The organism is Tsuneonella sp. HG222 (assembly GCF_053819185.1).
The window spans coordinates 1,401,078-1,427,992 of sequence record NZ_JBSOQZ010000001.1; the positions used below are offsets into that span (position 1 = coordinate 1,401,078).

Here is a 26,915-nt window from a genome sequence, read left to right on the forward strand (position 1 = left end):
GCGCTTATCCGCGCATGTCACCGAATTGTAAACTTGCGCGGAGCCCGGCGGTTCTATTCGGTCGGCAGAAAATCCGGCACGGACAGGTAACGCTCGCCCGTATCGTAGTTGAAGCCGAGGATGCAGGTCCCGCTGTCGAGTTCGGCCGCCTTGGCCTTGATCGCCGAAAGCGTTGCGCCGCTCGAGATGCCGACGAGCAGGCCTTCCTCGCGGGCGCAACGGCGGGCCATCTCCTTGGCATCCTCGGGATCGACCTGGATCGCCCCGTCGATGACCTGGGTGTGGAGGTTGCCGGGGATGAACCCCGCGCCGATGCCCTGGATCGGGTGGGGGCCGGGCTGGCCGCCGCTGATGACCGGGCTCAGCGTAGGCTCCACCGCATAGGCCTTGAGGTCGCTCCACGTCCGCTTGAGCACTTCGGCACATGCCGTGAGATGGCCGCCGGTGCCGACCCCGGTGATCAGCACCTGCGGAGGAGCATCGGCAAAGTCGGCGAGGATTTCCTGCGCGGTGGTACGCGCATGAACGGCGATGTTCGCCGGATTTTCGAACTGCTGGGGCATCCAGGCCCCCGGTGTGCTGGCGACGAGTTCGGCTGCTCGTTCGAGCGCGCCTTTCATACCCTTTTCCTTCGGGGTCAGGTCGAAGGAGGCGCCATAGGCGAGCATCAGGCGGCGCCGCTCGATGCTCATCGATTCGGGCATGACGAGGACGAGCTTGTAGCCCTTCACCGCAGCGACCATCGCCAAACCGATACCGGTGTTGCCGCTGGTCGGCTCGATGATCGTGCCGCCGGGCTTGAGGCTCCCGTCCTGTTCGGCCGCTTCCACCATGGCCAGGCCGATGCGATCCTTGATCGAACCGCCGGGATTGGCCCGCTCGCTTTTCACCCAGACCTCGTGATCGGGGAACAGGCGGACGAGGCGGATATGCGGGGTGTTGCCGATGGTGGCGAGGACGTTGTCGGCCTTCATGGTGCTGGTTCCTTCCGGGGATCATCGTCGAGGTATTTGGGGGCGAACGTCCGTGCGTGCCGCAGCTCGGGAAAGATCACCGCCCAGATCGCGGTAACCACTATCGCACCCACGCCGCCGAAGACAACAGCCCCCGTTGCGCCGAGCAGTGCCGCGGCCAGGCCGGACTGCAGTTCGCCCAGTTCGTTGGAAGCGGAAATGGCCAGCCCGGAAATCGCCGACACACGGCCCCGCTTGTCGTCGGGCGTGTTGAGCTGGACGAGCGAACTGCGCACGAAGACCGAGATCATGTCGGCGGCACCCAGCGCCGCGAGGAAGAACAGCGAGAGAAAGAAGTTGCGCGACAGGGCGAATGCCAGCGTCGCTCCGCCGTAGGCAACGACCGCCCAGAGCATCTTGACGCCGACGTTGTAGCCGAACGGGCGAAACGCGAGGAAGCCGGCGACCAGCGCCGCGCCCAGCGCAGGGGCCGCGCGCATGATGCCGAGCCCCTCGGGCCCAACCTGCAGTATGTCGCGCGCGAAGACCGGCAGCAGCGCCGTCGCCCCGCCCAGGAGGACCGCGAACAGATCGAGCGTGACGCAGCCCAGCAGGAACCGCTCGCGGCGCACGAAGCGGAACCCCTCGACCATCTGATGCAGCGGCCGGACGGGCGGCCCTTCGTGACGCGCACGGACAGGCCGGATCGACGAGATCAACAACCCTGAACCGACCAGCATCGCGGCCGAGAGGAAATAGGGTGCATGCTCGCTCCACCCGAACAGGAGCCCGCCGATGGCCGGCCCGGCCACGCTGCCGCTCTGCCAGGCGATCGAGCCCAGCGCGATGGCGCGCGGAAGCAGGGGCGGGGGGACGATGTTGGGCGCGATGGCCGACAGGGCAGGGCCGTTGAACACCCGCGCCGCGCCGTGCAGCGCGGCAACCGCGAACAGCAGCGGCAGCGTGAGCCAGTCCTGCCATGTCGAGACGGCCAATATCAGCGCGATCGCCCCGTCAATGGTGTTGGCGAAAAGGACCACATGGCGCCGGTCGAAGCGGTCGGCCGCCACGCCCGCCACGGGGGTCAGCAGCATGAGCGGCACGAACTGCGCGGCGCCGAGCAAGCCGAGCATGAAGGCCGCGTCGCGCCGCCCCATGCCGTAATCGGCGCGCGCGACGTCGTAGACCTGGTATCCGAGTAGCACGACCACGGCGATCGTGGCGAAAACCGAAAGGAATCGCGCCAGCCAGAAGCGCCGGTAGTCGGCGATCTGCAACGGGCTGGTCGGTTCGCTCACGCCAGCGCAGATGACAGGCGCGCGAGGGCCTGCCAAGCGGTGCGAACTATACGGGGTGCGAGAAGGGCTTTAGCCCGCGGTCGATCAGCTTCTGCGGCGCAGGCGCGGATTGGGCTGAATCGCGGAGATCATGCCCATGAAATCGTCGAGCCGGATGATCCGCTCGAACTGGAAACCCGCGCGGTCATCGGCCGTCCAGATGCAGTACGCCTCGATCCGCCCGATTTCGGGGAGGCGAACGATCACGCGGTCGCCCCGCGCAAGGTCGGTCGCCTGATCGACCATGAAGCCATGGGCAGACAGATTGCTGACATGCAGTTGCACATCGCCGCGAGTGCGATGTTCCCCGATGACCGGGAAATCGACCGGATGCCGTGTAGCGCGGCGCTGGTCGGTAACGGATAGCTGCGCTCCGCTCATGTTCCCACGACCCCTCCGTTCAGTTGCATGGAACGAGGGTTCTGGCAGCAAAAGCTGGACAAACGGTAAAGGACCGGGCCTCAGGCCCCGCGCAGTATCCCGTGACGCTTCCGGCCGAGCGACAACTTACGCTCCTCGCCCGGGGATAGCGAGATGAGCAGGCCCGGGTCGGACTGGGGCACATCGTCGATCCGCACGGCCCCTTCGGCGATCTTGCGCTTGGCCTCGCCTCCCGAGGCGGCGAAGCCGATGGCCGTGCACGCGGCGCCCAGGCGAATGCCCTCCGCGCCTACCTCGAGCACGGGCAAGTCTTCCCCCATGCCGCCGGCGAAGGTCGCCGCCGCAGTCGCCGCCGCGGCACGGGCCGCTTCGGGGCCGCGGACCATGGACGTGACTTCGTTGGCCAGCAGGATCTTGCCTTCGTTGATCTCGCTGCCTTCGAGCGCTTCGAACCGGGCGATCTCGTCCAGCGGAACGTCGGTGAACAGGCGCAGGAATTTGCCGACGTCACGGTCGTCGGTGTTGCGCCAATACTGCCAGAAATCGAAGTTGGGCAGGGCATCCTCGTTCAGCCAGACGGCGCCGGAGGCCGTCTTGCCCATCTTCGCCCCATCGGCCCGGGCGAGCAGCGGAGTTGTCAGGCCGTAGACCTCCACACCATCCATCCGCCGGGTCAGCTCGACGCCGTTGACGATGTTGCCCCATTGGTCGCTGCCGCCCATCTGGAGGCGGCAGCCGTAGCGTTGCGATAACTCCCTGAAGTCGTAGGCCTGCAGGATCATGTAGTTGAATTCGAGGAAGCTGAGCGACTGCTCACGGTCGAGCCGCAGCTTGACCGAATCGAAGCTCAGCATGCGGTTGATCGAGAAATGCTGGCCGACCTCGCGCAGGAACGGCAGGTACATCAGCGGATCGAGCCATTCGGCGTTGTCGACCATGATCGCATCGCTCGGTCCGTCGCCGAATTGCAGGATGTTGCCGAAGGTCCCGCGGATCGAGGCGACGTTGGCGGCGATCCGCTCGTCGTTCATCATCGCGCGCGCTTCGTCCTTGAAGCTGGGGTCGCCGACCTTGCCGGTTCCACCCCCCACCACCACGATCGGCTTGTGCCCGGCCTGCTGAAGGCGGCGCTGGAGCATGATCTGGATCAGGTGACCGACATGCAGCGATGGCGCGGTCGGATCGTAGCCGATATAGCCGGGCACAATTTCCTTCGTCGCCAGCGCATCGAGTGCGGCGGCGTCGGTCACCTGGTGGATGTAACCCCGCTCGTGGAGCAGGTTCAGGAGGTCTGACTTGTACTGGCTCATGGCGGCGCGGCGGTTAGCACTTAAGGCGCGCGATGCAAACGCATAGCCTGATCGCCCATCCCGCGCATCCGCCGCTCGAAGTATCCGCGATCGAGGCGCGGATCACCGGGCGGGACGAGAACTGGCTGCGCGTGCGCTGGCGGATCGAGGGGGCTGGCTCCCTCGTCATCCCCGCGTTTGCAGGGAAGGGCCGGGCGGACGGCCTGTGGCAGACGACCTGCTTCGAACTGTTTCTCCAGCCTGCGGGCGGAGCGGTCTATTGCGAATTCAACCTGTCTCCGTCCGAGCGTTGGGCGGCCTACGATTTCGAACGTCGCCGCGAAGGCATGCGCGAGCGGCCGGTGTCGCGCGAGCCGACCTGCACGATGCGCCGAGGAAGTACCTTCGCCATATTCGACGCCGCGATTCCCGCCGACGGCATCCCGCTCGCGGATTGTGCCATGGGGCTGACGGCAGTAATCGAGGAAAGCGGCGGGGTGAAATCCTATTGGGCGCTGGCGCACAGGGGCGAGGCTCCCGATTTCCATGACCCGGCTTGCTTCACGGCCGCGCTTGCGGCACCCGGCCCGGCATGAAATTCGGTATCGACCGGCTCCTTGCCGAACCCGACCTGAGGAAGCAACTCGAAGGGCGGCGCGTGGCTCTGGTGGCCCACCCGGCATCGGTCACCGCCGACCTGGTGCATTCGCTCGATGCGCTCGTCGCCGCGGGGATCAACGTGACCAGCGCTTTCGGCCCGCAGCACGGCCTCAAGGGCGACAAGCAGGACAACATGGTGGAGACGCCGGACGAGACCGATCCGGTCCACGGCATCCCCGTGTTCAGCCTTTACGGCGAGGTGCGCCGCCCGAGCGGGCAGATGATGTCGTCCGCCGACGTGTTCCTGTTCGACCTGCAGGACCTCGGCTGCCGCATCTACACCTTCGTCACCACGCTGCTCTACCTGCTGGAGGAAGCTGCAAAGCTGGGCAAGACGGTGTGGGTGCTCGATCGACCCAATCCGGCAGGCCGCCCGGTCGAGGGCACCCTGCTGATTCCGGGGCAGGAAAGCTTCGTCGGCGCCGCGCCGATGCCGATGCGGCATGGGCTGACGATGGGCGAGATGGGCCACTGGTTCATTCGCCACTTCGGACTCGATGTCGATTACCGGGTGATCGAGATGCACCACTGGCTGCCCGAGGCCGGACCGGGTTTCGGCTGGCCCGACAGCCGGGTGTGGATCAATCCGAGTCCCAATGCGGCGAACCTCAACATGGCGCGGGCTTATGCCGGCACCGTGATGATCGAAGGGGCGACGCTGAGCGAGGGCAGGGGTACCACCCGGCCGCTCGAAGTGCTGTTCGGTGCACCCGACATCGACGCGGGCAAGGTCCTGGCCGAGATGCACCGCTTCGCGCCGGAATGGCTCGACGGATGTGCGCTGCGCGAATGCTGGTTTACGCCGACGTTCCACAAGCATGCGGGCGAGCTGTGCAGCGCGCTGATGATCCATGCCGAGGGGCGGTCCTACGACCATGAGGCGTTTAAGCCGTGGCGCCTGCAGGCGCTGGCCTTCAAAGCGATCCGACGGCTCTATCCGGATTACCCGATCTGGCGGGATTTCCCCTATGAATACGAGTTCAATCGGCTGGCGATCGACGTGATCAACGGCGGGCCCGGCCTGCGCGAATGGGTGGACGACGATGCCGCGCTACCCGGCGACCTTGAGGCTCTTGCCGGACCCGACGAAGCGTCCTGGCGCGAAGAGATCGCGAACCTGCTGCTGTATTGAAGCCTAGCGCGCGGGCCGCAATCGCGGTTCGCCGACCTCGACTTGCGGCAGCGGGCGGACGTCGCTGGTGTCCCACGCCATGATCATGGCCGAACAACCATCGATTCGGTGGTCCACCGCTTTGATGAACAGCGGCTCGTCGTCCGAGGCGCTTTCGCGGCGCACCGAGGGCAGCCCGCGCTCGGCGCGCACCGACTGGATCTTGTCGCTGCAGACATGTTCGCTCGGACCGTTGGCCTCGTTGCCAGCGCTCCGGGCATTGGCAGGCGGGGCATTCTCGACTCGATCGGGGGCTGTGGCGCCGATGCACGATAGAAGGGCGGCCATTGCAAGAATGTTTCTCATTTCAAGCGCTCCTATTGCGGCAAGATAGCAAATCGGCCCGATTCACGCAAAATCCGTCAAGCCGGCGGGGCCAGTTGAGCAGTCCCACGACGAACGGATATCCAACGTCTGCGAGCGACGTGAAGTTTCGACAAACAGCAAGCCAGGGCACTACAGCGGTTCAGGCACGAGCGTAGAATGGTGGCGGATCAAGGAGGTACACATGGTTCGCAAGTTTGCTCTCTCACTCGTGGCGCTCGTTTCGGCCCCGGCCCTGGCGCAGCAGTCGGAAATCGTCGTCACCGGCCAGGTCGAAGTCCCCGAGGCGGTGGCCCGGAGCCATGTCAACGCGATTGTCGACCCGGTCGACGGGCAGATCGCGCGCTATATCGACGGCGTGTGCCCCGCCATCACCGGGGTCACGCCGGATTTCGCCGCGCGGCTCGATGCGCGGATCCGCAAGGTCGCATCGGCTGCCGGGGCCGCCGAGGGTGCGGAAGGTTGCAAGCCGAACCTCGTCGTCATGTTCACCGACAAGCCCGCCGCACTGTTTAGCCAGGTCGGTGGCACCGAGCCCACGTGGATCAAGAGCCTGAGCAAGCACCGGGTCAAGGAGCTGGGCAATTCGGATGCCAAGGTCCTTTCATGGGCAGTTACGAGCTCACGCAATCTCAAGGGAGAGCGGTTGCAGGACCCCAATTCGCCGTTCGAGCCCTCGTCGGCCCGGGTCGACAGCGTTTCGCTGTTCGACAAATCGAGCAAGCAGGTCATCGACACCGCGTTCGTCATCGTCTCGCTCGACGCGGTGAACGGCCGACAGTTGTGGCAGATCGCCGACCATATCGCGATGCGGGCGCTGACGCCGATCGAGGTGCCGGGTAGCTCGGCGGTGCCCACTGTCCTGACGGCCTTCGATCAGGCGCCGGAAGATGCGCCGGCGATGATCACCGCCACCGACCTGGCCCTGCTGCGCGGAATCTACGCCAGCGACGGCATGACCAACAAGTCGACCGAGGTCGCGCGCCTGGCGCGGACGATCTCCAACCAGTAGTTGCCTGTGCCCGTGCAGGCCCGCTAGGCGATGGGTCTGCACGGGAGACAGGAATAATGCTTACGCTCTACAGCTTCGGACCGGGTGCGAACTCGCTCAAGCCCATGCTGGCGCTTTACGAGAAGGGGCTGGAGTTCACCCATCGCCAGCTCAACCCGGCCAAGTTCGAGCACCATTCGGACTGGTACAAGGCGATCAACCCCCGGGGCCAGGTCCCGGCACTTGAAGACGGCGGACGGATCGTCACCGAAAGCACGGTGATCTGCGAATACCTGGAGGACGCGCACCCGACCGAAGTGAGCCTACGGCCCGACGATCCCTACGACCGGGCGCAGATGCGGGTCTGGACCAAGTGGGTCGACGAATACTTCTGCTGGTGCGTCTCCACCATCGGCTGGCACCGCTACATCGGCAGCATGGTCAAGCACCTGTCGGACGCCGAGTTCGAGGACATGGTGACGCAAATCCCGGTCCCCGAGCAGCAGGTGAAGTGGCGCAATGCCCGGGCCGGCTTCCCGCAGGAGGTGCTGGACGAGGAGATGCGCAAGATCGGGGTGTCCGTCCGCCGGCTGGACGACCACCTGGCGAGCAACGAGTGGCTGGCCGGGGGCATGTATTCGCTCGCCGACATCTGCAATTTCGCCATCGCCAACGGGATGGAGAAGGGCTTCGCCGAACTGGTCAACGAGAGCGACACCCCGCATCTTGTGCGCTGGATCCGGCAGATCCACGATAGACCCGCGGTGCAGAAGATGTTCGCCAGCGTCCCGCGCGAGAAGTTCGAGCCGCGCAAGGACTGACCGGCACGCGTAATTCGGTCCATCCCTTAAACGAACGATAACCATCGCGACCTAAGTGTTCCGGCAAGATCGGGCACAAGGGTTGAATATGAACATTGCAGGAGTTCCGGCCGCGGCCGGTGCCGACGTCGACGCGATTTCTCTTCATTGCGGGGAGGTCACGGTCGGATGCTCGGACGTGGCGGGCGTCATCAGCGCGGTCATCGCGTCGTCGCGCACCCTGCGCGAGGAATATTCCGCGCTCGAAGGCACTGTGAAGGCGCTCGACGCCGACCAGGCCCATGTAACCGACGCCTGCGACGAAGCGCGGGTCCTGTCCGCCCGGGCGACCGCGCGGTTGCAGGAAGGTTCGCAGCACATCCGCTCCTCGCTGGCCGAGATCAACGGGTTGCTCGAACTAGTGCAGACATTGGCGCAGCACGTGACCGGGTTCGCCGCGGCGATGGAACAGGTCAAGCGCACCAGCCTCGAGATCGAGCAGGTCGCCGACCGCACGAACATCCTCGCGCTCAACGCCGCGATCGAGGCGATGCGTGCGGGCGAGGCCGGTCGAACGTTCTCGGTCGTCGCCAACGAGGTCAAAAACCTCGCCGGCGAGGCCCACCGTGCGAGCAAGGAAATCTCGCGCACGGTCGACATGCTGGCCGGCGAAGGCGAGCAGGTGATCGGCAAGATCCGCTCGGGCAGCGAGGCCAGCGGACTGGCGCGCGCCTCGGTCAGCCGGATCGAGGAAACGCTCGTCACCGTGGGCGACCTGATCCACGAGGTGGACACGCAGAACGAGCAGATCGCCCGCGCAACGGGCACGATCAGCAGCCATGTCCACCGGGTCAGCGAAGTCCTCGACCGCTTCGGCCTCACCGCGGCCACCAACGAAAGCCAACTTCAGGGCGCGCACCAGCGGGTGGAGGATCTCGAACTCACTGCCAGCGGCATGTTCGACGCGCTGGTCAAGTCGGGTCTCTCCCCCGCCGACAGCGCGATGGTGGAAATGGCCCAGGCCAATGCACGCGAGGTGGCCGCGCGGACGGAGGCTGCACTGGCAGCGGGCGAAATCACTGCCGACGCCTTGTTCGACGCCGACTATATCGAAATCCCCGGCAGCAACCCCCGGCGTTTCCGCACCCGTCTGACGCCGTTCGCCGACCGTGCCTGGCAGCCGCTGCTCGACAGGTTCGCCGCGGCCGACACGCGCATCATGGCGAGCGCCTGCACCGACATGGCCGGTTTCCTGCCCACCCACCTGTCGCGCCATTCGCGCCCGCCGACCGGCGATGTGGCCCATGACACCCAGTTCTGCCGCAACGGCCGCAAGATCCTCGATGCCATCGACCGCAAGGCGAAGGCCAGCGCGGACGACTACATGATGGCGGTCTACCGGCAGGAGAACGACGGGCGCAGCTACCGCGTGGTGCGCAATGTCTACGTCCCGCTGGTGATCAACGGGCGGCGCTGGGGCGACGTGGAACTGGCCTACAGCTTCGGTTGACTCCCGGCCGCTCGACCACGGCGACCAGCACGAAACTGATATACATCAGCAGGTACCAGGCGCCCAGCTTCGCGGGAGAGACCATGCGCCAACCCTCCGCCTGGTCCGGGTAGCTCCACGCCCGCGCGAAGGTGCCCACGTTCTCGGCAAACCAGATGAACAGGGCCACGAGTAGCCAACCGAGCAGCAGCGGCATCCGTCGCTCGGCCCGCCAGGTGGTGAAGTGGACCCGCGTACGCCAGAACAGGCCGCCGATGGCGAGGAACAGGATGACCCGGGCATCGGGCAGCCAATGATGCGCGAAGAAATTCAAGTAGATCGCCCCCGCCAGCAGGTGCGGCCAGAGCCCCGAGGGAAAGCCGCTGAAGCGAAAGCCGAAGATGCGCCAAACGCGGGCGATATAGCTGCCGACCGCGGCATACATGAACCCCGAGAACAGCGGCACGCCGCCGATCCGCAGCACGCTGGGCTCGGGATAGATCCACGACCCCACGCTCGTCTTGAACAGTTCCATGACGGTGCCGACGATATGGAACGCCAGGATGACCTTCGCCTCGTCCAGCGTTTCCAGTCGCAGCGCGAGCATGGCGATCTGGATGCCCAGCGCCGCCAGGGTCAGGAAATCGTAGCGCGCCAGCGCCGCGTCGGCAGGATAAAACAGGTGCGTCGCCAGCAGCAGCGCGAGCATCAGCGCCCCGAACAGGCAGGCCCAGCCTTGCTTGAAGACGAACAGCGCGAACTCGAAGGCCCACGACCGCCATCCGGCGCGCGGCTCGATCGCCTCGAGGCGGGCGCGTATCGCGGCATAGCGGGTGGTCTGGACTGGCGAGGACATGACGAGTGCATGCGTTCGCCATGCCGCCTCGGGCAAATGAGCAATTCCTGAGCCGCGTGACGAAACGCGTCAGGCGTCGATCAAATCGCGGTCCAGTTCGCCGGCACGGCTCTGGATGAAGTTGAACCGGTGCTCGGGATTGCGGCCCATCAACTGATCGACCAGTTCGGCCACGGCGTAGCGCTGCTCGTGCTCGGGCGGCAGGGTAATGCGGATCAGGCTGCGGCTCTTGGGGTCCATCGTCGTTTCGCGCAGCTGCGCGGGGTTCATTTCCCCCAGTCCCTTGAATCGGCTGACCTCGATCTTCTTGCCCTTGAGGATCGTGGCTTCCAGCTCCCGTCGGTGATCCTCGTCGCGCGCGTAATGGCTTTCCTTGCCAGTGCTCAGGCGAAACAGCGGGGGCTGGGCCAGGAAGAGGTGCCCGCGGCGGACCAGTTCAGGCATTTCCTGGAAGAAAAAGGTCATCAGCAAGGTGGCGATGTGCGCGCCGTCGACGTCGGCGTCGGTCATGATGACCACGCGGTCATAGCGAAGGTTGGCCGGATCGCAGTCCTTGCGAGTGCCGCAGCCGAGCGCGAGCGCCAGGTCGGCGATCTCCGAGTTGGCGCGGATCTTGTCCGCCGTGGCGCTGGCGACGTTGAGGATCTTGCCGCGGATCGGCAGGATGGCCTGGGTCTTGCGGTCGCGCGCCTGCTTGGCGCTGCCGCCGGCGCTGTCGCCTTCGACGATGAAGATCTCGGTCTCGCCGCTGCCTTCGCCCGAACAGTCGGTCAGCTTGCCGGGCAGCCGCAGCTTCTTGGCATTGGTCGCCGTCTTGCGCTTGACCTCACGCTCTGCCTTGCGGCGCAGGCGCTCGTCCATCCGCTCCATCACCGCGCCGAGCAGCGCCTTGCCGCGCTCCATGTTGTCGGACAGGAAATGGTCGAAGTGGTCGCGGACCGCATTCTCGACCAGGCGGGTCGCCTCGGGGCTGGTCAGCCGATCCTTGGTCTGGCTCTGGAATTGCGGATCGCGGATGAAGACCGAGAGCATGATCTCGCTGCCGTTGACGACGTCGTCGGCGGTGATGTCCTTGGCCTTCTTTTGTCCCACCAGTTCGCCGAAGGCGCGGATGCCCTTGGTCAGGGCGGCGCGCATGCCCTGCTCGTGCGTGCCGCCGTCGGGCGTGGGCACGGTGTTGCAGTACCAGGAAAACGAACCGTCGGACCACAGCGGCCAGGCGACAGCCCATTCGACGCGGCCCTGATCGTCGGGAAAGTCCTGCCGCCCGGCGAAGAACTGGCTGGTGACGCATTCGCGCCCGCCGACCTGCTCGGCAAGATGATCGGACAGGCCGCCCGGAAACTGGAACACGGCTTCTGCCGGAACGTCTTCCGACGCCAGCGAAGGCGCGCATTTCCAGCGTATCTCGACACCGGCATAGAGGTAGGCCTTGGACCGGGCGAGCTTGAACAGGCGCTTGGGGCTGAACTCGCGATCGCCGAAGATCTCCGCGTCGGGGTGGAATTCCACCGTCGTGCCGCGCCGGTTGGGCGTCGTGCCAAGGCGTTGGATCGGCCCCTTGGGCACGCCGCGCGAAAACTCCTGCGCGAACAGTTCCTTGTTGGTCGCCACCTCGACCCGGGTGTGGTCGCTCAACGCATTGACCACGCTCACGCCCACACCGTGCAGGCCGCCGCTGGTGGCATAGGCCTTGCCCGAGAATTTGCCGCCCGAGTGCAGCGTGGTGAGGATGACCTCTAGGGCCGACTTGCCGGGAAACTTGGGGTGCTCGCCCACCGGGATGCCGCGCCCGTTGTCGCTGATGGACAGCACGTTGCCCTCGCTCAGCACGACCTCGATGCGGTTGGCATATCCGGCCACCGCCTCGTCCATCGCGTTGTCGAGCACTTCGGCGGCGAGGTGGTGCAGCGCGCGGTCGTCGGTCCCGCCGATATACATGCCGGGCCGACGCCGAACCGGCTCGAGCCCTTCCAGCACCTCGATCGACGAAGCGTCGTAGTCGCCGCCCGCGGCGGGGGTCTTGTCGAACAGGTCGTCGGCCATGGAACTGCTATAGGTGCGCGATTCCGCGCAGTTCAAGCTGCGGGCGCAGTTTATCCGGTCCTAGAACCGCGCGGGGGCCGGATCGACGACGCTGACGGCGCCGTTGCCAACCTGGCGCACCTCCAGCGACCGTTCGCCTATGCCGTCGCGGCGGAAGCGAAACGCGCCGTCGAGCCCGAGGAAGCCGCCGGCGTCGAGCATCGCGGCGGTCGGGAACGTCGTGCCGGGCCGCCAGTCGCGCGCCACCCGCAGGCTCAGCAGCACGGCGTCGTAACCGAGGGTGGCGATGCGATAGGGCTGGGTGCCGAAGCGGCCCTGGTAGCTGTTCACGAACTGGCGATAGCGGGTGTCGCTGAGCGCCGAGAACCACGCGCCGCGCAGCGCACTGGCCCGCGCCAGGCTGTCGTCGCCGCTCCACAGCTCGGTGCCAAGGATCATGGGCTGCGCCGCGCCGGCCGCCTTCAGCGTGCCCGCGGCCATGGCCGAAAGGCGCACGCCGTCGGCGATCAGCACCGCGTCGTATCCACCGCGTGATTTCAGTCTCTCGGCCGCGCTGACGATCGAGGTGTTGCCGCGGTCGTACCGCTCAGTCGCGACCAGCACGCCGCCGGCCGCGCCGAGGCGCTGGGTCAGGGCGATCTCGGTGCGCCGGCCGTATTCGCCATTGGGCACCAGCGCGACAAAGCGCCGGGCGCCCTTGCCGATCGCGTAGTCGACCGTGCGGACGACCGACTGCTCGGGGATGACACCCATGACGAACACGTCGTTCGCCGCGACCGAGGTATCGTTGGAAAAGGTGATCAGCGGCACGCGGGCAGGGCGCGCCTGGGCCACGACGCCCGGGACATCGTCGCCGAGCAGGGGGCCGAGGATCAGCTTGTTGCCTTCGCGAATGGCGCGCGCGGCGGCGTTGTTGGCGCCGGTCGCCGTGTCGTAGGTCGTGATGCGCAGGTTCGAGGCGTTGGTGTCGAGCAGCGCCATCGTGGTGGCGTTGGCGATCGACTGCCCGGCCTGGCCGTTGGCGCCGGTCAGCGGCACCAGCAGTGCGACACGGTGGCGGCCGTCATCGCTCGGCAGATCGTCTGGCGAGGTGGTCGGGGCCGCCGTGGGGGAAGCTATGGGCGGGGCCTGCGTCTTCGGAATGACCTGGCAGGCGCCCAGCGCCATGCCTAGCAGGCCAACGCCCAGCAACCGCTTCAAATTACCGAACATGCTTGCCGCTCCTCATGCGGATGGTTCAATAGGCTCATCGTGAGCGAAGAGCGCGACCCTTCTCCCGAACCCTTGCAACCCGGTCTCTATATTGTCGCGACGCCGATTGGCAATCTCGGCGACGTGACAATCCGCGCCGCGGACGTGCTGCGCCGGTGCGATGGGATCGCCTGCGAGGACACGCGGGTGACGCAGAAGCTGATCCGCCACTTGGCCGTGTCGAAGCCGCTCTGGCGCTACGACGACCATGCCAGCCCGAACGACCGCGCGCGGCTGATCGATTCGATGCGGACCCGCGCGGTCGCCCTGGTCAGCGATGCCGGCACGCCGCTGGTTTCGGATCCCGGTTATCGCCTGGTGCGCGAAGCGCGGGCGGCGGGGATCGCGGTCACCAGCCTGCCGGGGCCGAGCGCACCCGTCCTGGCACTGACGCTGTCAGGCCTGCCCAACGACCGCTTCCTGTTCGCCGGCTTCCTGCCGCAGAAGGACAAGGCGCGCGAGGATACCCTGCGCGAACTGGCGGCCGTGCCGGCCACGCTGATCTTCTTCGACACTGCGCCTCGTCTGGCGAAATCGCTCGCCGCAATCGCCGCCGTCCTGCCCGGGCGCGACGTCTCGGTGGCGCGCGAGCTGACCAAATTGCACGAGGAATGCCGGACGGGCCAACCGGAAGATCTGGCGGTGCATTACGCCGCCCATCCGCCACGAGGGGAGATAGTCCTGCTGGTGGGGCCGCCGGGCGAACAGGTGGCCGACGCTGCCGAGGCGGACGATCTGCTGCGCGAGGCACTGGGCGACCTCAAGCCGTCGCAGGCGGCCGCCCAGGTCGCCAAGGCCACCGGGCTCGACCGCAAGGCGCTCTACGCGCGGGCGCTGGAACTGCGCGACCGGTGAGGCGGCAGGTCGCCGAAAAACAAGGCCGCGAAGGCGAAACCCGCGCGGCCCTGTGGTTGCAGGTGCAGGGCTGGGCGATCCTCGCCCGCCGGGTGAAGACGCCGCGCGGCGAGATAGATCTGGTCGCCCGGCGCGGCGGGACGGTCGCCTTCGTCGAGGTCAAATGGCGCAAGACGACTGCCGATCTTGATTTTGCGATCGACCAGTACCGTCTTGCTCGCGTGGCCGCTGCGGTCGAATGCGTGGCCCACGAGTACGCCGGCCAGGGCGAGGATATCCGCATCGACGTCATCCTCCTTGCGCCCCGCAGCCTGCCGCGCCACATCGTCAACGCCTGGCAGCCCTAGGCCGGGAAAGGGAGAATTCATGGTCCTTCGCGTCGCCGTTCAGATGGATCCGATCGAGACGATCGGGATTGCCGGGGACAGCTCGTTCGCGTTGATGCTCGCCGCTCAGGCCCGCGCGCACGAGGTTTGGCATTACGATGTGACCTCGCTCGCCTGGGACGAAGGGCGAATCACCGCATGGGCACGCCCGTTGACCGTGCGGCGCGTGGAGGGCGACCATTTCGAATGGAGCGGCGAGGCACGCCGGATCGATCTCGCCACCGATATCGACGTCGTCCTGATGCGCCAGGATCCGCCGTTCCACCTGGGCTATATCAGCGCCGCCATGCTGCTCGACCGGCTGCGCGGCGAAACGCTGGTGGTCAACGACCCGCGCAGCGTCATCAACGCGCCGGAAAAGATGTTCGTGCTCGACTACGCGCGGTTCATGCCGCCAACGCTGGTGACCCGCCAGGTGCGCGACGTGCGGCCCTTCATGGAGAAGCACGGCGCGGTGGTGGTCAAGCCGCTCCACGGCAACGGCGGCAAGGCGATCTTCAAGATCGAGGCAGACGGAACCAATCTTGCCGCGCTGTTCGAGGTGTTCAACCAGACCTGGCCCGAACCGCACATGATCCAGCCGTTCATCCCCGAGGTGGCGGAAGGCGACAAGCGCATCGTCCTGATCGACGGCGAGGTGACGGGCGCAATCAACCGCAAGCCGGGCAAGGGCGAATTCCGCTCCAACCTGGCGCAGGGAGGCTATGCGGAAAAGACCGAGCTCACCCCACGCGAGGAGGAAATCTGCGCCGCACTCGGCCCAGAACTCAAGGCGCGCGGCCTCGTATTCGTGGGCATCGACGTGATCGGGGGGAAATACCTGACCGAGATCAACGTCACCAGCCCGACCGGCATTGTCGCGATCGACGCGTTCAACGGGACCGACACGCCATCGCTCATCTGGGACGCCATCGAGGCACGGCTTTAGACTGGTGAGACTGGCGGGTTGCGAGGTGCAGACCCGCCATGGGCGCTGCTAAACGAGAGGCATACTTTCCGGCACGGGCGATCTCGATGGCCGATGCTCGGGAAGATATCCGGTCAGCCGATGGGCATCCGGAATGTGAAGGTCGTTTCCCGCCCTTCGGATTTCGCAGTCAGATTACCCTGATGCGCCTGCGCGATCTGCGAAGAGATATAGAGGCCGAGCCCCAGACCCTGAAGGCTCGACCGGCCTCCGCCCCGCTCGAAGGGTGAGAAAAGGTTTTCCATCGCCTCGGCGGGGATCGGCTCGCCGACATTGATCGTCTCGAATGTCAGGTGATCGCCGTCCCGGTCGAGAACGGCCCGGACAGGAGCGAACGGATCGCCATGCATGAGTGCGTTGCCCAGCAAGTTGGAAAACAATTGCCCGAGCCGGCTATGGTCGCCGCGCACTTCCGTTTCGAGCCTGAGATCGACGACGATTTCCCGATCGGGATAGCTCGCGCGCAATTCGTCCGCGACCTGCTTCACCGTGGTATCGATCCGCTGATGCGAGGGATTGAGGAGGATGCCGCCGCCAAGCCGCCCGCGGGCGAAGTCCATGACGTTATCGATAAGGCCGGCCATCCGGCTCACGGTCGAATTGACCATTTCGAGAACGTTCTTGCCTCTGTCGCTCAGGTTTTCGCGTTCAAGCAGCCGCATCCCGCCCTGTATTCCGGCAAGAGGATTGCGCAGGTCATGGCCCAGCACGGCGATAAACTGTTCTCGCAGGGCCGATGCTTCCTTTTCGGTAAGGAGCGCGGACTTGCTTTCGACGAGCGACTGGCTGGCTTCGATATGGTACCCGATCATCTGGGCAAACAGCTTGAACATCGCCCCGATCTCGGGCCTGCTCACCTGGGCAGGCTGGGGGGAAATCGCACATAGCGTACCGAAGAAGCTGTCGTCGGACAGGATGATTGGAACCGAAATATAGCTTTTCAGGCCGTATATTTCCGGCGTGTGGTGATCGCGATAATGGGGGTCGTGATCGACGTCGTCGATAAGAACCGGCTCCCCATGCGCGCGGATCTCGTTGCAGATCGTTGTTTCGATCTGGAGTTCGCCACCTGCTTCAAGCCCGAAGCCGATCTCGTCGCGCACGGCGCAGGCGATCCAGCGATCTTCGGTGACGCGAGCTACCGCAGCATAGCCCATTCCCGTTGTCCGGCAGATGACTTCCAGGATTGACGGGACGACATCGATCGCGCCGACCGTACTCACATCGCTGGCCAGATTCCGATCCATAAGTCCTTGTTAGATCGTGCGTCGCGCCGAGTCATGCGTGAAAGTCGAACCGTTGGGGATGCGCATTTGCCTGAAATATCGAACAATGCCTCGATCATCGCAATGGCTGGTTAGGGGACGTCCGCCTTTCACCACCCGGTTCCCGCACCATTGCATCCCCAAGGGATAAAAGCCCCATCCCGGCCGTTACCCCGCAATGCACGATCTGATCATCGAGTTTATCGCCAAGGGCGGCTACATCGGCATCTTTCTGCTGATGGCGCTGGAGAACATCGTCCCGCCGATTCCGTCAGAAGTCATCATGGGTATCGGCGGGATCCTCGTCGCGCGCGGGAGCATGGACTTCTGGTGGCTGCTGTTGGCGGGGACGGTTGGGTCGACCGCCGGCAATTATGCCTGGTTCTGGGTCGGCGACCGTTGGGGTTACAAGCGGCTGGCGCCCTTCGTCGCCCGCCATGGCCGCTGGCTGACCCTCGACTGGGAAGACATCGAACGTGCCAGCCGCTTCTTCCGCCGGCATGGCCAGTGGGTGGTGTTCGCGCTGCGCTTCTCGCCGTTCCTGCGCACGATCATCTCTCTGCCGGCCGGGCTGGCACATATGAACGTGTGGAAATTCCTGATCTTCACCTTCGTCGGCGCGGCGATCTGGAACGCGATCCTGATCGAGGGAGGTCGCCGGTTGGCGCCGTTGATCGACCAATACGAAGGCTGGGCAAGCTGGATCGTGCTGGGTTTCGTGGCCATCCTGGCGCTGTTCTACGCCTACCGCGTGCTGACCTGGAAACCCCGCCACGAGAGGGAGGCCGAGGCCGCCGAATAACGCCGCGCGGTCAGCCGACCGGCAAATTCTAATCGCGTTCGCGGGGATGGGCGGCGCGGTAGGTTTCCAGCAGGATCGCGGCATCGACCTTGGTGTAGATTTGCGTGGAGCCCAAGCTGGCATGGCCAAGCAGTTCCTGCAGGCTCCTTAAGTCGGCCCCGGCGCCAAGCAGGTGGGTGGCAAAGCTGTGGCGCAGCGCATGGGGCGTCGCGGTTTCCGGCAGGCCCAGCGCGATACGCGCCCGGGCCATGGCCTTCTGCACCATCCCCTGGCCGAGCGGGCCGCCCTTGGCGCCGCGAAACAGCGGATCGCCCTTGTCCATCGGCCAGGGGCAGCGCCGCGCATAGTCGGCCACCGCCTCGCGCACCACCGGCAGGACAGGAACCACGCGCTGCTTGCCGCCCTTGCCGGTGACCAGCAGCGTCTCGCCCAGCGGCAGATTCCCGCCGGTCAGCGAGAGCGCCTCGGCGATCCGCAGCCCACTGCCGTACATCAGCAGCAGCACCGCCCGGTCGCGCGCGCCGATCCAGTCCTCGGTAGCCAGGGTATGGACCCCTTCCGCCAGGTTGGCTGCCTCGTCGGGCGTGACCGGGCGGGGCAGTCCCTTCTTGATCCTGGGTCCGCGCAGACGGGGTGGCGCCGTGTCGGCGTGGCCCGCCTGTTCGCGCGCGAAGGCGACGAAACCCTTGAGCGCGGACAGCTCGCGCGCGGTGGAAACGTTGCCCAGGCCATCCGCGCGGCGCGCCGCGAGCTGGCGGCGCAAGCCCGCGGCATCGAGTGTGGCGATCTCCGGCCAGCTTTCGGCAGCCAAGCTGTCGACCAGGCGCGCGGCGGCGGCGAGATAGGCCCGCACTGTGTGGGGTGAGCGGCGGCGACCTTGCGCCAGATGCGCGCCCCATGCCTCGAGCAAGTCCGCTCCGCTCACGCCGCGACCAGCGCGGCGGGCACCAGTTCGCCGAGCAGCGCGTCGAGAACCGGCATCCCTTGCGGCGTGACGGTAATGCGATCGCCGTCGCGCTCGACCAGGCCCAGGTCACGGTAGAGCGCCAGCCGGTCGTGATCGACGAGGTCCTGTCCGGGGATGCCGAACCGGCGGGAAAGCGCGGCAAGGTCCAGCCCTTCGGCCAGCCTGAGGCCCATCAGCAGCGTCTCGCTCGCCTGCTCGCGCAGGCCCAGAGGCCGCTCCTCCTTCAGCCCGTGTCCGCTTGCCGCGACCGCGGAGAGCCAGTTCTCCGGCTTCTTGTGGCGCAGCGTGGCCAGGCCGCCGCGCCGCCCGTGCGCACCCGGGCCGATCCCGGCATAGTCCTGATAACGCCAGTAGGTCAGGTTGTGGCGGCTTTCCTCGCCCGGGCGCGCGTGATTGCTCACCTCGTAGGCCGGCAGGCCTGCAGCGGCGGTCATCTCGCGGGTCAGGGCGAAGAGATCGGCTGCAGGATCGTCTTCGAGCGGCGTGAACGCCCCCTGCCGCACGTCGGTCGCGAAGCGCGTGCCGGGTTCGATGGTCAGCTGGTAGAGCGACAGGTGGCCGGTCCCAAGGTTCAGCGCCCGTTGCAGCTCGGCTTGCCACTGCTGCACGGTCTGGCCCGGCCGCGCATAGATCAGGTCGAAGCTGACCCGGCCGAAATGCGCCTGTGCCGTCTCCAGCGCCGCAAGCCCCTCCGCGGCGCCGTGCAGCCGGCCCAGGAAGCGCAAGGTCGCGTCGTCGAGCGCCTGCAGCCCCAGCGACACGCGGTTGACCCCGGCGCTAGCCAGATCGCGGAACTTGGCGGCTTCGACGGATGAGGGATTGGCCTCCAGCGTGATCTCGATCCCAGGCCCGAACCCCCAGAGCCGCTCAGCATCGTGGAGGAGGTCGGATACGAGCGAGGGAGGCATCAGCGAGGGCGTTCCACCGCCGAAGAACACCGAATCGAGCGCTTCATGCGCAGTCGTCTGTGCTTCGTGCCGCATGTCGGCGAGCAACGCCGAACGCCACTGCGCCGCGTCGATCCCTTCACGCACGTGGGAGTTAAAGTCGCAGTACGGGCACTTCGCCAGGCAGAAGGGCCAGTGTATGTATAACGCGCGCGCCACGCTGTCTTTTCAGCCGGTGTTAACCGCACAAAGTCAAGTTCGCCGACGTGAGGACGGGTTCGCTGATCGTCGCCGTTGTGGCGCTGGGGCTGGGCTGCGCTGCCGGAGCGCAGGAAATTCGCCTGCGACTGCCGCAGTTTGAGGCGCAACCTTCAGGCGATTTCGCATGGCGGCTGCTGGCGCGCCACAATCTCGAGCGGGATCGCAAGGGCGCCGATCGCCTGCGCTGGAGCCAGAGGCTGGCCCAGCAGGCGCAGACCTGGGCCGAGCGCCTCGCCCGCGAAAACCGCTTCGAGCACGCCGACTACACGACGCGCGCGGGCGCGGGCGAGAACCTGTGGATGGGCAGCGCCGGATACTACGATGCCGACCAGATGATCGACACCTTCCTCAACGAACGCCGCTACTACAAGCCCGGCCCCTTCCCGCAGAACTCGAGTTCCGGGCGGTGGCAGGATGTGGCGCATTATACCCAGATCATCTGGCCCGAGACGCAGGAGGTGGGCTGCGCCGTGGCCAAGGGGCGCGTCAACGACGTCCTGGTCTGTCGTTACTGGCCCGCCGGCAACACCGTGGGCGTCAGCATAAACTGATCAGGTGCCGGCGCCGAACTGCTCGGCCACCAGTTTGGCGAACGCGTCGGCGCGGTGGCTGATGCGGTGCTTTTCTGCAGGGTCCAACTCGGCGAAGGTCTGCTCGCGGCCCAAGGGCACGAACACCGGATCGTAGCCGAAACCCATCTCGCCCCTTGGAGGCCAGGTCAACGTTCCGTCGACCCGCCCTTCGTAAATCGCATGCTCGCCGTCTGGCCAGGCAAGGGCGAGCACGCAGGAGAACCAGGCACCTCGCGCCACATCGGGTCCGATCGCCTGGAGCATCCCTTCGACCTTGCCCATCGCCATGTACCAGTCGCGGCCCGGATCGCCTTCGAACCACTGCCGCTCCGCCCAGTCGGCAGTGTAGACGCCGGGCCGCCCGTCCAGCGCTTCAACCGACAGCCCGCTGTCGTCGGCCAGGGCCACCATGCCCGACGCTTCCGCCGCCGCGCGTGCCTTGATCAACGCGTTGTCGACGAACGTGCGGCCGGTCTCGGCCGGCTCGGGCAGGCCGAGCGACCCGGCCGAAATGCAGTCGACGCCATAGGGCGCCAGCAAGGCGCCGATCTCCTTCAGCTTCCCGGCATTGTGTGTCGCGATGACCAGCCTGCCGGAGCCGATCCGGCGGGTCACTTGCGCACCGCCTCCGCTTGCGCCGCGAAGATCCTGTCGCAGCCGAGACGGGCGAGCCGCAGGAGGCGCAGCAGGCCTTCCTCGTCGTAGGTCGCACCTTCGGCGGTCGCCTGCGCCTCGGCGATCTGCCCGCCTTCGATCAGCACGAAGTTGGCGTCGGCATCGGCATGCGAATCCTCGATGTAATCGAGGTCGAGCACCGGCGTGCCCTGGTGAATGCCGCAGGATACCGCGGCCACCTTTGCCGTCAGCGGATCCTCCGCCAGCTTGCCTTCGGCCATCAGCTTGTCGACGGCGAGCCGCAGCGCGACCCAGGCGCCCGAGATTGCGGCAGTGCGAGTCCCGCCATCGGCCTGAAGCACGTCGCAATCGAGCGTGATCTGCCGTTCGCCCAGCTTTTCCATATCGCACACGGCGCGCAAGGAGCGACCGATAAGCCGCTGGATTTCCTGCGTCCGGCCGCTCTGCTTGCCCTTGGCAGCTTCCCGCTGCCCGCGCGTGTGCGTGGCCCGCGGCAGCATCGAGTATTCGGCCGTGACCCAGCCCTGACCCTTGCCCCTGAGCCATGGCGGCAACCGCTCCTCGACGCTAGCGGTGACGAGGACCCGGGTATCCCCGAAGCTGACGAGGCACGAGCCTTCGGCATGCTTGGTGAAGCCGGTTTCGATGGCAATGGCGCGCATTTCGTCAGGCGCGCGGCCGGATGGACGCATTGGTGTCTCCTTTTCGTGGGCCCGCCTAGCGGCTAGATAGGGCGCTGTCATGTCGGGACCGCCACTCAAGGAACTGAATAACCGGACGCGCGAGATTTTCCGTCTCGTGGTCGAAGGGTATCTCGCCAGCGGCCAGCCCGTGGGTTCGAAGACGCTTGCCGGGGAAGGGGGGCTCAACCTTTCGCCTGCTTCCATCCGTTCGGTACTCGCCGAACTGGAAACGCTCGGATTGCTCGCCGCGCCGCATACCAGCGCCGGGCGCATGCCGACCGAGTCGGGCCTGCGCCTGTTCGTCGACGGAATGATGCAGGTCGCGGAGCCGAGCGCAGAGGAGCGCGCCGCCATCGAACGGCGCATCGCCGCGCCTGGGCCGATAGAGGCGGCGCTCGAGCAGGTGAGTTCGGTCCTGTCCGACATATCCGGCGCCGCCGGCATGGTCATGGTGCCGCCCCGTGAGCCGCGCCTCGCCCAGGTCAGCCTCATGCCCTTGTCGCACGGCAGAGCGCTGGCGATCCTCGTGGGCGAGGACGGGCAGGTGGAGAACCGTGTGCTCGACGTCGGAGCGGCGATCTCACCGTCCGCGTTGGAGCAGGCGGGCAACTATCTCACCGCGCGGTTCGCCGGGCGGACCCTGGCGGAGGCGGCGGCACAAGTGCGCAGCGACATAGCCTCGGGCCGTAGCCAGCTCGACGAGGCCGGGCGCGATCTCGTCGAACGCGGGCTGGCCGTGTGGAGCGAGGATGCGGCCCGGCGGCCGATTTTGATCGTGCGTGGGCAGGCCAATCTGGTCGATGTGGCCGCCATCGGCGACATCGAGCGCGTGCGCTCCCTGATAGAGGATCTTGAGAACAAGCAGGCCATCGCCGAAGTGCTGGACACCGCACGCGAGGCGGATTCTGCGCGAATATTCATCGGGAGCGAGAACCGGCTCTTCGCGTTGTCGGGTTCGTCGGTCATCGCTTCGCCCTATCGCGACCGCGACGGCAGGGTGATCGGCGTGCTGGGCGTAATCGGGCCGACTCGGTTGAATTATGCCCGGGTTGTACCCATGGTGGATTTCACGGCCCATTCGCTGGGCAGGCTGATCGGATAACAGGACCAAAATGATCGAGAACGAAAAGCCGCGCGATGCCGCGGTCGAAGCGGAATTGCAGGGCGTGCCCGAGGATCTGATCGACAAGGACATGCTCGAGGAAGCGTCGGCGGACGGCGACGCCATCGCGCAGCTCAAGTCCGACCTCGAGGCGGCGAAGCAGGACGTTCTTTACGCAAAGGCCGAAGCGCAAAACGTGCGCCGCCGGGCGGAGAAGGACGTGGCGGATGCGCGCGCCTACGCCGCGACCGGCTTCGCACGGGACATTCTTTCGGTTTACGACAACCTCGTGCGCGCGGTCGAGGCGATCCCGGCCGACCTGCACGACGATCCGCGGCTCAAGGGCCTCGTCACCGGCGTCGAAGCGACCCAACGCGAGGTCGAGAAGGTCTTCGCCCAGCACGGCATCAGTCGCATCGCGGCGATGGGTCTGCCGCTCGACCCCAACCAGCACCAGGCGATGATCGAGGTGCCCAGCGATCAGGAGCCGGGCACGGTCGTCACCGAAATGCAGAGCGGCTGGATGATCCGCGACCGCCTGCTTCGCCCGGCGATGGTGGGCGTGGCCAAAAAGCCGGACTAATCCGCGCCAGCGGTGGCGAGCATCGTTTCCAGCTCGCCCACGGTGCGCAGGTCAGCGAAGATCAGCGCCATGCTGTCGAGGGTCGCGGCATGGGCCGCGTCGGTCAGCGCGGCGCATGCATCGACGGCAAAGAGCACCTTGTAGTTGAGCTGCATCGCGTCACGCGCGGTGCTTTCGCAGCAGCAATTGGTGAGTGTGCCGGAGATGATCAACGTATCGATCCCTCGCGCCTTCAGATGAGCGTCAAGTTCGCTGGTGCCGGCGGTAAAGCCGCTGAAGCGGTGCTTCTCGATGGTCGCATCGTCGGGCGATACGTCGAGAGTGGGCCACAGCTCCCAATAATGCGAGCCGGGAGTAAAAGCGGCGCGATGGCCGCGGATGCCCTCTCCCATGCGCTCGGCGAAGATCGGCCACGCCATCGGGCCATCCTCCGGAGTGGTGAAACGCAGGAACACGTTGTGCCCGCCGGCCGCGCGCGTCGCCCGGCTTAAGCGATTGACCTCCTCGACGATATTGCGCGCCTCGGGCACCTCTACCGGGGCTCCGGGTTCCATGAAGCCATTCTGCATATCGACCACGAGGTGGGCCGTTCGGGACGGGTCGATACGATCCCAGATGTGCCTGGGGCCTCCGCGTCCGGCGGCATAGCTGTCAAGAATGGCATGGTGATCGACGGCGTGAGGCATGAAAAGATCTCCCTTGCGTGGTTTATCGCCTCAATCGCACGTCCGGGCAAACCCGTTGCCAATCTTCGGAACCTGATGGGGTTGCGACCCGTAATCGTGCCGACAGGGAGAAACGGAGCAAATTATGAACACCAGGATATTTCTCGCCCCGGCCCTGCTCGGATCGGCTCTCACGCTAAACGCCTGCGCCCAGAATTACGCTGCCGAGGGCGCACTGGGCGGCGCTGCGGTGGGCGCCGGCATCGCCGCGGTCACGGGCGGCGACATCAGGACGTTTGCCTTGGCGGGCGCCGCGGCAGGCGGGCTGGCCGGCTATTTCGTCGACAAGAACGACGGGTGCGACGGGTACGGCCGCGACGGCTATCTCGATGACGACTGCTTCGGCACCCGCGGATATCCGGCCGACCCACGTTATTGATCCGGTACCGGAGGAAGGGCCGCCCATCGGCGGCCTTTTCCCGATCTAGGCGAGGATTTGCGCGCGGTTCTCGTCGCGGTGCTTTTTCAGGTATTTCATGAAGGGCGTGCCGCCGGTGCCGACATCGGGATCGTTCCCGGGGATCGAACCGGCCTGCTTGTTGATGTAGCTCGCCGCATATTCGAGATGGCGCGTGCGAAACCGGGCGACCTGTTCGACGCACCGGTTGAAGGCATCGCGCAGGGCGGGGGAGCCGCTTGCCGTCACGAAGTCGCGCAGGGTCGATTGGGCCGCCAAATCCTCGATAAAGCGGCGATGTTCGACGGGGCGATACTGGTGCAGTTCGGTGAGGAATGCCTTCAGCGGATCGTCGCTGTGTCCGACCTGGAATAGCGCATCCATCGCGGGAACGATGCTCGACTGACTCCCGGTCTGTCCGCGATAGGCCTGTGGCCGGCCCTCGAAGCGGTCGACCCCTTCGTAGACCAGCCCTTCGCCCAGCGCCGGATTGTTCGCCCAGCCGTGGATGTAGGGGCGCACCCGGTGGAAATATATGTACGGGTCGCAGCGCTCGGGCATGCGGGCGAAGTGGCCGTAGATCCGCTCCCACGCGGCGTCCATCTCGCCCAGCAGACGCTCGGCTTGTGCGGCATCGCCCTGCCGCGCAACTGCCACCAGCTTCGCGGCGTTGTCGAGCAGGACGCCTGCCTCGGCCTCGATCGCGACGTGGACCAGCACGAACCAGTTCTCGTCGTCGCCGCCGAGGAAGTTCTGGAACATGCCGATGTTGCTCAGGTCGATCGGCCCTGCCTTGTCGAGCCGATACCAGTTGTCGAGGACATAGCCCGAGTACGGCAGGAGCGGGGCCTGGCCCAGCCGGTCGGCCACGGCGACCATCGGCCGGGCGAGGTTGGCCGGCAGATGTGCGGGCGCGGTCGGCTCCCCCCAGACGTAGGCTTGGACCAGGAAGCTGTAGTGCACCATCGCGGTGCGCACTTCCTCGATAGGTGCCTCGCGCGCCCAGTCCTCCAGTGCGGGGTCGGCCAGCTGGGCGAGCCAGTGCCGCACGCGCCCGCTCGTCAGCAGGGCTGAAAGCTGGCCTGCCGCCTGCCGCACTCCGTCGAAGCGGGAGGGGAGGGCGATCTCGTCGATCTCGTAATGCGAAAGGTAGCCGCGCTCGCGCGACATTCCGTAGTCGGAAAGCTCCATGGGTTGCTCATAGGCCGGGCGCGGGTTGGGCCGCCCGGTCGATGACAAGCTGGTATCAATTGAAACGATCGCCGACAAGGCCGGCTAGGGCTAGGTACCCGGGAACCGCACCAGAAGATCGTAGGCCGAAGCGTCGCACACGCCTGCGAGCTTCATCCCGTTGCGCAGGAGGAAGGCATGGCGCACGATCTCCGCCTGCTGCTCGATGCCGTATTTCTCCAGCGACCAACCTGGGCGGAGGCTGTAGTCGTAGCGCGAAAACGGATGCCGGTTCAGCAGCAGGTACCATTCGCCCAGCGTCTGGGTCTGCCAAACGTGCGTCATCTCGTGGATGAAAAGGCCCTGCCGGATGAGCGAGACCTGCGCGAAATCGTCGCAGTATCCCTCGCTGAGGGGATGGAAATGCAGGTGTCCGCGCGGCGCCATCGTCACACGCCTGGGCTGGAACGGGAAGAACTTGCGGCGCCTGATGGTAACCTTGGAATAGTCGATCGCGCTGCCGAAGACGCTTTGCGCCAGCGCGACTTCGCCTTCGGAAAGGCGGCGCTCTCCCCCAATGGGGCAGGAGAGTGCGCCGCCTTCGCTCAGCGGTCTTCGCCCGCGGCGCGGATCTGGGCCGGGAAGTTGGCCTTCTTTCCGTTGGAAAAGTGCAGCGTGACCTCGGCGGTGCCGCCCGCCGCGAGCGTGGGATCGAGTTCCATCGCCATGACGTGGTGGCCGCCGGGTTCGAACTTCAGCTCCTCGCCTTTGGGAAGCTGGGCCAGCATCATGTCGACCATCTCGCCATCCGCCGTCGTGTGCAGCGCCGCGCTCTTGGCGCCGGCCACGCTGACCGACCGGATCGCTGTGTCGGCGTCGCTGTCGTTCTTGGCGGTGAAGTAGACCGCGGCAGGGTTGCCCGCGACGGCCGGGAGGACGAGCCGCGCGTCGCTGATCGACACGCCTTCCATTGCCCGCGCATCGGCTTTTTCGACCGGTGCGGGCTCTTCCCCGCAAGCAGCCAGTCCGAGTGTCGCGAAAGCCAGGACAATGCCGGCCAACTTCAATGATTTCACGTGATTCCCTCCCGTTTCAACTTGTCGCTGAAG

At 66.2% G+C, this 26,915-nt stretch carries 30 protein-coding genes; 13 read left to right on the forward strand and 17 right to left on the reverse strand.

Annotation, left to right across the window (positions count from 1 at the left end):
* Positions 1-53: 53 nt before the first annotated feature.
* The 4 genes from cysK to tyrS form a co-directional block, all read right to left on the reverse strand.
* Positions 54-974, reverse strand: a complete 921-nt coding sequence (gene cysK, locus ACWPMZ_RS07040) for a cysteine synthase A (protein WP_455703295.1) — start codon at positions 972-974, stop codon at positions 54-56.
* Entirely contained in the window at positions 971-2,251 is a 1,281-nt protein-coding gene (locus ACWPMZ_RS07045) for an MFS transporter (RefSeq protein WP_455703296.1), read from the reverse strand. The genes cysK and ACWPMZ_RS07045 overlap by 4 nt, the downstream gene beginning before the upstream one ends.
* Before the next feature lie 84 nt (positions 2,252-2,335).
* Positions 2,336-2,671: a PilZ domain-containing protein gene (locus ACWPMZ_RS07050; protein WP_455703297.1), complete on the reverse strand. Its 336-nt coding sequence runs from the start codon at positions 2,669-2,671 to the stop codon at positions 2,336-2,338.
* A gap of 80 nt (positions 2,672-2,751) precedes the next feature.
* Positions 2,752-3,981 carry a tyrosine--tRNA ligase gene (tyrS, locus tag ACWPMZ_RS07055; RefSeq protein ID WP_455703298.1) on the reverse strand — a complete coding sequence of 410 codons (1,230 nt, stop codon included), beginning with the start codon at positions 3,979-3,981 and terminating at the stop codon, positions 2,752-2,754.
* 32 nt (positions 3,982-4,013) lie between these two features.
* On the opposite strand from tyrS, the gene ACWPMZ_RS07060 reads away from it, so the two are divergent.
* Positions 4,014-4,556 (forward strand): DOMON-like domain-containing protein, encoded by a 543-nt coding sequence (locus ACWPMZ_RS07060; protein WP_455703299.1) that lies wholly within the window; start codon positions 4,014-4,016, stop codon positions 4,554-4,556.
* Positions 4,553-5,752 (forward strand): exo-beta-N-acetylmuramidase NamZ family protein, encoded by a 1,200-nt coding sequence (locus ACWPMZ_RS07065; protein WP_455703300.1) that lies wholly within the window; start codon positions 4,553-4,555, stop codon positions 5,750-5,752. Before ACWPMZ_RS07060 ends, ACWPMZ_RS07065 begins: the two co-directional genes overlap by 4 nt.
* 3 nt (positions 5,753-5,755) lie before the next feature.
* Here the strand turns inward: ACWPMZ_RS07065 and ACWPMZ_RS07070 are convergent, their stop codons facing one another.
* Positions 5,756-6,097 (reverse strand): hypothetical protein, encoded by a 342-nt coding sequence (locus tag ACWPMZ_RS07070; protein WP_455703301.1) that lies wholly within the window; start codon positions 6,095-6,097, stop codon positions 5,756-5,758.
* Positions 6,098-6,299: 202 nt separating this feature from the next.
* Between ACWPMZ_RS07070 and ACWPMZ_RS07075 the strand changes: the two genes are divergently transcribed.
* From ACWPMZ_RS07075 to ACWPMZ_RS07085, 3 genes are all read left to right on the forward strand, one after another.
* Positions 6,300-7,127: a hypothetical protein gene (locus tag ACWPMZ_RS07075; protein WP_455703302.1), complete on the forward strand. Its 828-nt coding sequence runs from the start codon at positions 6,300-6,302 to the stop codon at positions 7,125-7,127.
* A 56-nt stretch (positions 7,128-7,183) separates the two neighbouring features.
* On the forward strand, positions 7,184-7,927 hold the full coding sequence (locus ACWPMZ_RS07080) for a glutathione S-transferase family protein (RefSeq protein WP_455703303.1): 744 nt from the start codon (positions 7,184-7,186) through the stop codon (positions 7,925-7,927).
* Positions 7,928-8,015: 88 nt separating this feature from the next.
* Positions 8,016-9,416, forward strand: coding sequence for a methyl-accepting chemotaxis protein (locus tag ACWPMZ_RS07085; RefSeq protein WP_455703304.1), 1,401 nt, complete (start codon positions 8,016-8,018; stop codon positions 9,414-9,416).
* Here ACWPMZ_RS07085 and ACWPMZ_RS07090 read toward each other — a convergent pair.
* From ACWPMZ_RS07090 to ACWPMZ_RS07100, 3 genes are all read right to left on the reverse strand, one after another.
* Positions 9,367-10,251 (reverse strand): DUF817 domain-containing protein, encoded by an 885-nt coding sequence (locus ACWPMZ_RS07090; RefSeq protein ID WP_455703305.1) that lies wholly within the window; start codon positions 10,249-10,251, stop codon positions 9,367-9,369. The two genes, ACWPMZ_RS07085 and ACWPMZ_RS07090, sit on opposite strands and share 50 nt — an antisense overlap.
* Positions 10,252-10,320: 69 nt before the next feature.
* Positions 10,321-12,297: a DNA topoisomerase IV subunit B gene (gene parE / locus ACWPMZ_RS07095; protein WP_455703306.1), complete on the reverse strand. Its 1,977-nt coding sequence runs from the start codon at positions 12,295-12,297 to the stop codon at positions 10,321-10,323.
* A 60-nt stretch (positions 12,298-12,357) separates the two neighbouring features.
* Positions 12,358-13,509 carry a penicillin-binding protein activator gene (locus ACWPMZ_RS07100; protein ID WP_455703307.1) on the reverse strand — a complete coding sequence of 384 codons (1,152 nt, stop codon included), beginning with the start codon at positions 13,507-13,509 and terminating at the stop codon, positions 12,358-12,360.
* 39 nt (positions 13,510-13,548) lie between these two features.
* Between ACWPMZ_RS07100 and rsmI the strand changes: the two genes are divergently transcribed.
* The 3 genes from rsmI to gshB are packed head-to-tail and all read left to right on the forward strand — an operon-like array spanning position 13,549 to position 15,717.
* On the forward strand, positions 13,549-14,403 hold the full coding sequence (gene rsmI / locus ACWPMZ_RS07105) for a 16S rRNA (cytidine(1402)-2'-O)-methyltransferase (RefSeq protein WP_455703308.1): 855 nt from the start codon (positions 13,549-13,551) through the stop codon (positions 14,401-14,403).
* Positions 14,400-14,750, forward strand: coding sequence for a YraN family protein (locus tag ACWPMZ_RS07110; protein ID WP_455703309.1), 351 nt, complete (start codon positions 14,400-14,402; stop codon positions 14,748-14,750). Before rsmI ends, ACWPMZ_RS07110 begins: the two co-directional genes overlap by 4 nt.
* A 19-nt stretch (positions 14,751-14,769) precedes the next feature.
* On the forward strand, positions 14,770-15,717 hold the full coding sequence (gshB, locus tag ACWPMZ_RS07115) for a glutathione synthase (protein ID WP_455703310.1): 948 nt from the start codon (positions 14,770-14,772) through the stop codon (positions 15,715-15,717).
* Between the two features lie 113 nt (positions 15,718-15,830).
* Here the strand turns inward: gshB and ACWPMZ_RS07120 are convergent, their stop codons facing one another.
* Positions 15,831-17,003: a GAF domain-containing sensor histidine kinase gene (locus ACWPMZ_RS07120; RefSeq protein WP_455703311.1), complete on the reverse strand. Its 1,173-nt coding sequence runs from the start codon at positions 17,001-17,003 to the stop codon at positions 15,831-15,833.
* 196 nt (positions 17,004-17,199) lie between these two features.
* On the opposite strand from ACWPMZ_RS07120, the gene ACWPMZ_RS07125 reads away from it, so the two are divergent.
* Positions 17,200-17,823, forward strand: coding sequence for a DedA family protein (locus tag ACWPMZ_RS07125; RefSeq protein ID WP_455703312.1), 624 nt, complete (start codon positions 17,200-17,202; stop codon positions 17,821-17,823).
* Between the two features lie 28 nt (positions 17,824-17,851).
* Here ACWPMZ_RS07125 and ACWPMZ_RS07130 read toward each other — a convergent pair whose 3' ends face one another.
* Entirely contained in the window at positions 17,852-18,748 is an 897-nt protein-coding gene (locus ACWPMZ_RS07130) for a tyrosine recombinase XerC (protein WP_455703313.1), read from the reverse strand.
* Complete coding sequence (hemW, locus tag ACWPMZ_RS07135; RefSeq protein ID WP_455703314.1) at positions 18,745-19,896, reverse strand: radical SAM family heme chaperone HemW; 1,152 nt, start codon at positions 19,894-19,896, stop codon at positions 18,745-18,747. The genes ACWPMZ_RS07130 and hemW overlap by 4 nt, the downstream gene beginning before the upstream one ends.
* A 47-nt stretch (positions 19,897-19,943) precedes the next feature.
* On the opposite strand from hemW, the gene ACWPMZ_RS07140 reads away from it, so the two are divergent.
* Entirely contained in the window at positions 19,944-20,489 is a 546-nt protein-coding gene (locus ACWPMZ_RS07140; protein WP_455703315.1) for a CAP domain-containing protein, read from the forward strand.
* Here the strand turns inward: ACWPMZ_RS07140 and rdgB are convergent, their stop codons facing one another.
* A complete protein-coding gene (rdgB, locus tag ACWPMZ_RS07145) occupies positions 20,490-21,125 on the reverse strand; it encodes an RdgB/HAM1 family non-canonical purine NTP pyrophosphatase (RefSeq protein WP_455703316.1) in 636 nt (211 codons plus the stop codon).
* The gene (rph, locus tag ACWPMZ_RS07150; RefSeq protein WP_455703317.1) at positions 21,122-21,838 is read right to left on the reverse strand and encodes a ribonuclease PH; all 717 of its coding nucleotides are present in this window, start codon (positions 21,836-21,838) and stop codon (positions 21,122-21,124) included. The genes rdgB and rph overlap by 4 nt, the downstream gene beginning before the upstream one ends.
* A gap of 49 nt (positions 21,839-21,887) precedes the next feature.
* Between rph and hrcA the strand changes: the two genes are divergently transcribed.
* Both hrcA and grpE read left to right on the forward strand, forming a co-directional pair.
* Positions 21,888-22,931 (forward strand): heat-inducible transcriptional repressor HrcA, encoded by a 1,044-nt coding sequence (gene hrcA, locus ACWPMZ_RS07155; RefSeq protein WP_455703318.1) that lies wholly within the window; start codon positions 21,888-21,890, stop codon positions 22,929-22,931.
* A gap of 10 nt (positions 22,932-22,941) precedes the next feature.
* Positions 22,942-23,514, forward strand: coding sequence for a nucleotide exchange factor GrpE (gene grpE, locus ACWPMZ_RS07160; protein ID WP_455703319.1), 573 nt, complete (start codon positions 22,942-22,944; stop codon positions 23,512-23,514).
* On the opposite strand, the gene ACWPMZ_RS07165 is transcribed toward grpE, so the two are convergent.
* Complete coding sequence (locus ACWPMZ_RS07165; RefSeq protein WP_455703320.1) at positions 23,511-24,200, reverse strand: cysteine hydrolase family protein; 690 nt, start codon at positions 24,198-24,200, stop codon at positions 23,511-23,513. The two genes, grpE and ACWPMZ_RS07165, sit on opposite strands and share 4 nt — an antisense overlap.
* A gap of 124 nt (positions 24,201-24,324) precedes the next feature.
* Between ACWPMZ_RS07165 and ACWPMZ_RS07170 the strand changes: the two genes are divergently transcribed.
* Complete coding sequence (locus ACWPMZ_RS07170; protein WP_455703321.1) at positions 24,325-24,618, forward strand: hypothetical protein; 294 nt, start codon at positions 24,325-24,327, stop codon at positions 24,616-24,618.
* 45 nt (positions 24,619-24,663) lie between these two features.
* Here ACWPMZ_RS07170 and ACWPMZ_RS07175 read toward each other — a convergent pair whose 3' ends face one another.
* From ACWPMZ_RS07175 to ACWPMZ_RS07185, 3 genes are all read right to left on the reverse strand, one after another.
* Positions 24,664-25,827 (reverse strand): indoleamine 2,3-dioxygenase, encoded by a 1,164-nt coding sequence (locus ACWPMZ_RS07175; protein WP_455703322.1) that lies wholly within the window; start codon positions 25,825-25,827, stop codon positions 24,664-24,666.
* Between the two features lie 90 nt (positions 25,828-25,917).
* The gene (locus ACWPMZ_RS07180; protein ID WP_455704179.1) at positions 25,918-26,385 is read right to left on the reverse strand and encodes a vgr related protein; all 468 of its coding nucleotides are present in this window, start codon (positions 26,383-26,385) and stop codon (positions 25,918-25,920) included.
* Between the two features lie 26 nt (positions 26,386-26,411).
* On the reverse strand, positions 26,412-26,882 hold the full coding sequence (locus tag ACWPMZ_RS07185; RefSeq protein WP_455703323.1) for a copper chaperone PCu(A)C: 471 nt from the start codon (positions 26,880-26,882) through the stop codon (positions 26,412-26,414).
* Between the last annotated feature and the right edge of the window lie 33 nt (positions 26,883-26,915).

Coding starts and splice junctions, on each gene's coding strand:
- ACWPMZ_RS07065 (WP_455703300.1), top strand. CDS start 4,553: ATGAAATTCGGTATCGACCGGCTCCTTGCCGAACCCGACCTGAGGAAG.
- ACWPMZ_RS07175 (WP_455703322.1), bottom strand. CDS start 25,827: ATGGAGCTTTCCGACTACGGAATGTCGCGCGAGCGCGGCTACCTTTCG.
- gshB (WP_455703310.1), top strand. CDS start 14,770: ATGGTCCTTCGCGTCGCCGTTCAGATGGATCCGATCGAGACGATCGGG.
- ACWPMZ_RS07050 (WP_455703297.1), bottom strand. CDS start 2,671: ATGAGCGGAGCGCAGCTATCCGTTACCGACCAGCGCCGCGCTACACGG.
- ACWPMZ_RS07070 (WP_455703301.1), bottom strand. CDS start 6,097: ATGAGAAACATTCTTGCAATGGCCGCCCTTCTATCGTGCATCGGCGCC.
- ACWPMZ_RS07080 (WP_455703303.1), top strand. CDS start 7,184: ATGCTTACGCTCTACAGCTTCGGACCGGGTGCGAACTCGCTCAAGCCC.
- tyrS (WP_455703298.1), bottom strand. CDS start 3,981: ATGAGCCAGTACAAGTCAGACCTCCTGAACCTGCTCCACGAGCGGGGT.
- ACWPMZ_RS07125 (WP_455703312.1), top strand. CDS start 17,200: ATGCACGATCTGATCATCGAGTTTATCGCCAAGGGCGGCTACATCGGC.
- ACWPMZ_RS07060 (WP_455703299.1), top strand. CDS start 4,014: ATGCAAACGCATAGCCTGATCGCCCATCCCGCGCATCCGCCGCTCGAA.
- ACWPMZ_RS07120 (WP_455703311.1), bottom strand. CDS start 17,003: ATGGATCGGAATCTGGCCAGCGATGTGAGTACGGTCGGCGCGATCGAT.
- hrcA (WP_455703318.1), top strand. CDS start 21,888: ATGTCGGGACCGCCACTCAAGGAACTGAATAACCGGACGCGCGAGATT.
- ACWPMZ_RS07085 (WP_455703304.1), top strand. CDS start 8,016: ATGAACATTGCAGGAGTTCCGGCCGCGGCCGGTGCCGACGTCGACGCG.
- grpE (WP_455703319.1), top strand. CDS start 22,942: ATGATCGAGAACGAAAAGCCGCGCGATGCCGCGGTCGAAGCGGAATTG.
- cysK (WP_455703295.1), bottom strand. CDS start 974: ATGAAGGCCGACAACGTCCTCGCCACCATCGGCAACACCCCGCATATC.
- ACWPMZ_RS07100 (WP_455703307.1), bottom strand. CDS start 13,509: ATGTTCGGTAATTTGAAGCGGTTGCTGGGCGTTGGCCTGCTAGGCATG.
- ACWPMZ_RS07090 (WP_455703305.1), bottom strand. CDS start 10,251: ATGTCCTCGCCAGTCCAGACCACCCGCTATGCCGCGATACGCGCCCGC.
- ACWPMZ_RS07165 (WP_455703320.1), bottom strand. CDS start 24,200: ATGCCTCACGCCGTCGATCACCATGCCATTCTTGACAGCTATGCCGCC.
- ACWPMZ_RS07075 (WP_455703302.1), top strand. CDS start 6,300: ATGGTTCGCAAGTTTGCTCTCTCACTCGTGGCGCTCGTTTCGGCCCCG.
- parE (WP_455703306.1), bottom strand. CDS start 12,297: ATGGCCGACGACCTGTTCGACAAGACCCCCGCCGCGGGCGGCGACTAC.
- ACWPMZ_RS07170 (WP_455703321.1), top strand. CDS start 24,325: ATGAACACCAGGATATTTCTCGCCCCGGCCCTGCTCGGATCGGCTCTC.
- rph (WP_455703317.1), bottom strand. CDS start 21,838: ATGCGTCCATCCGGCCGCGCGCCTGACGAAATGCGCGCCATTGCCATC.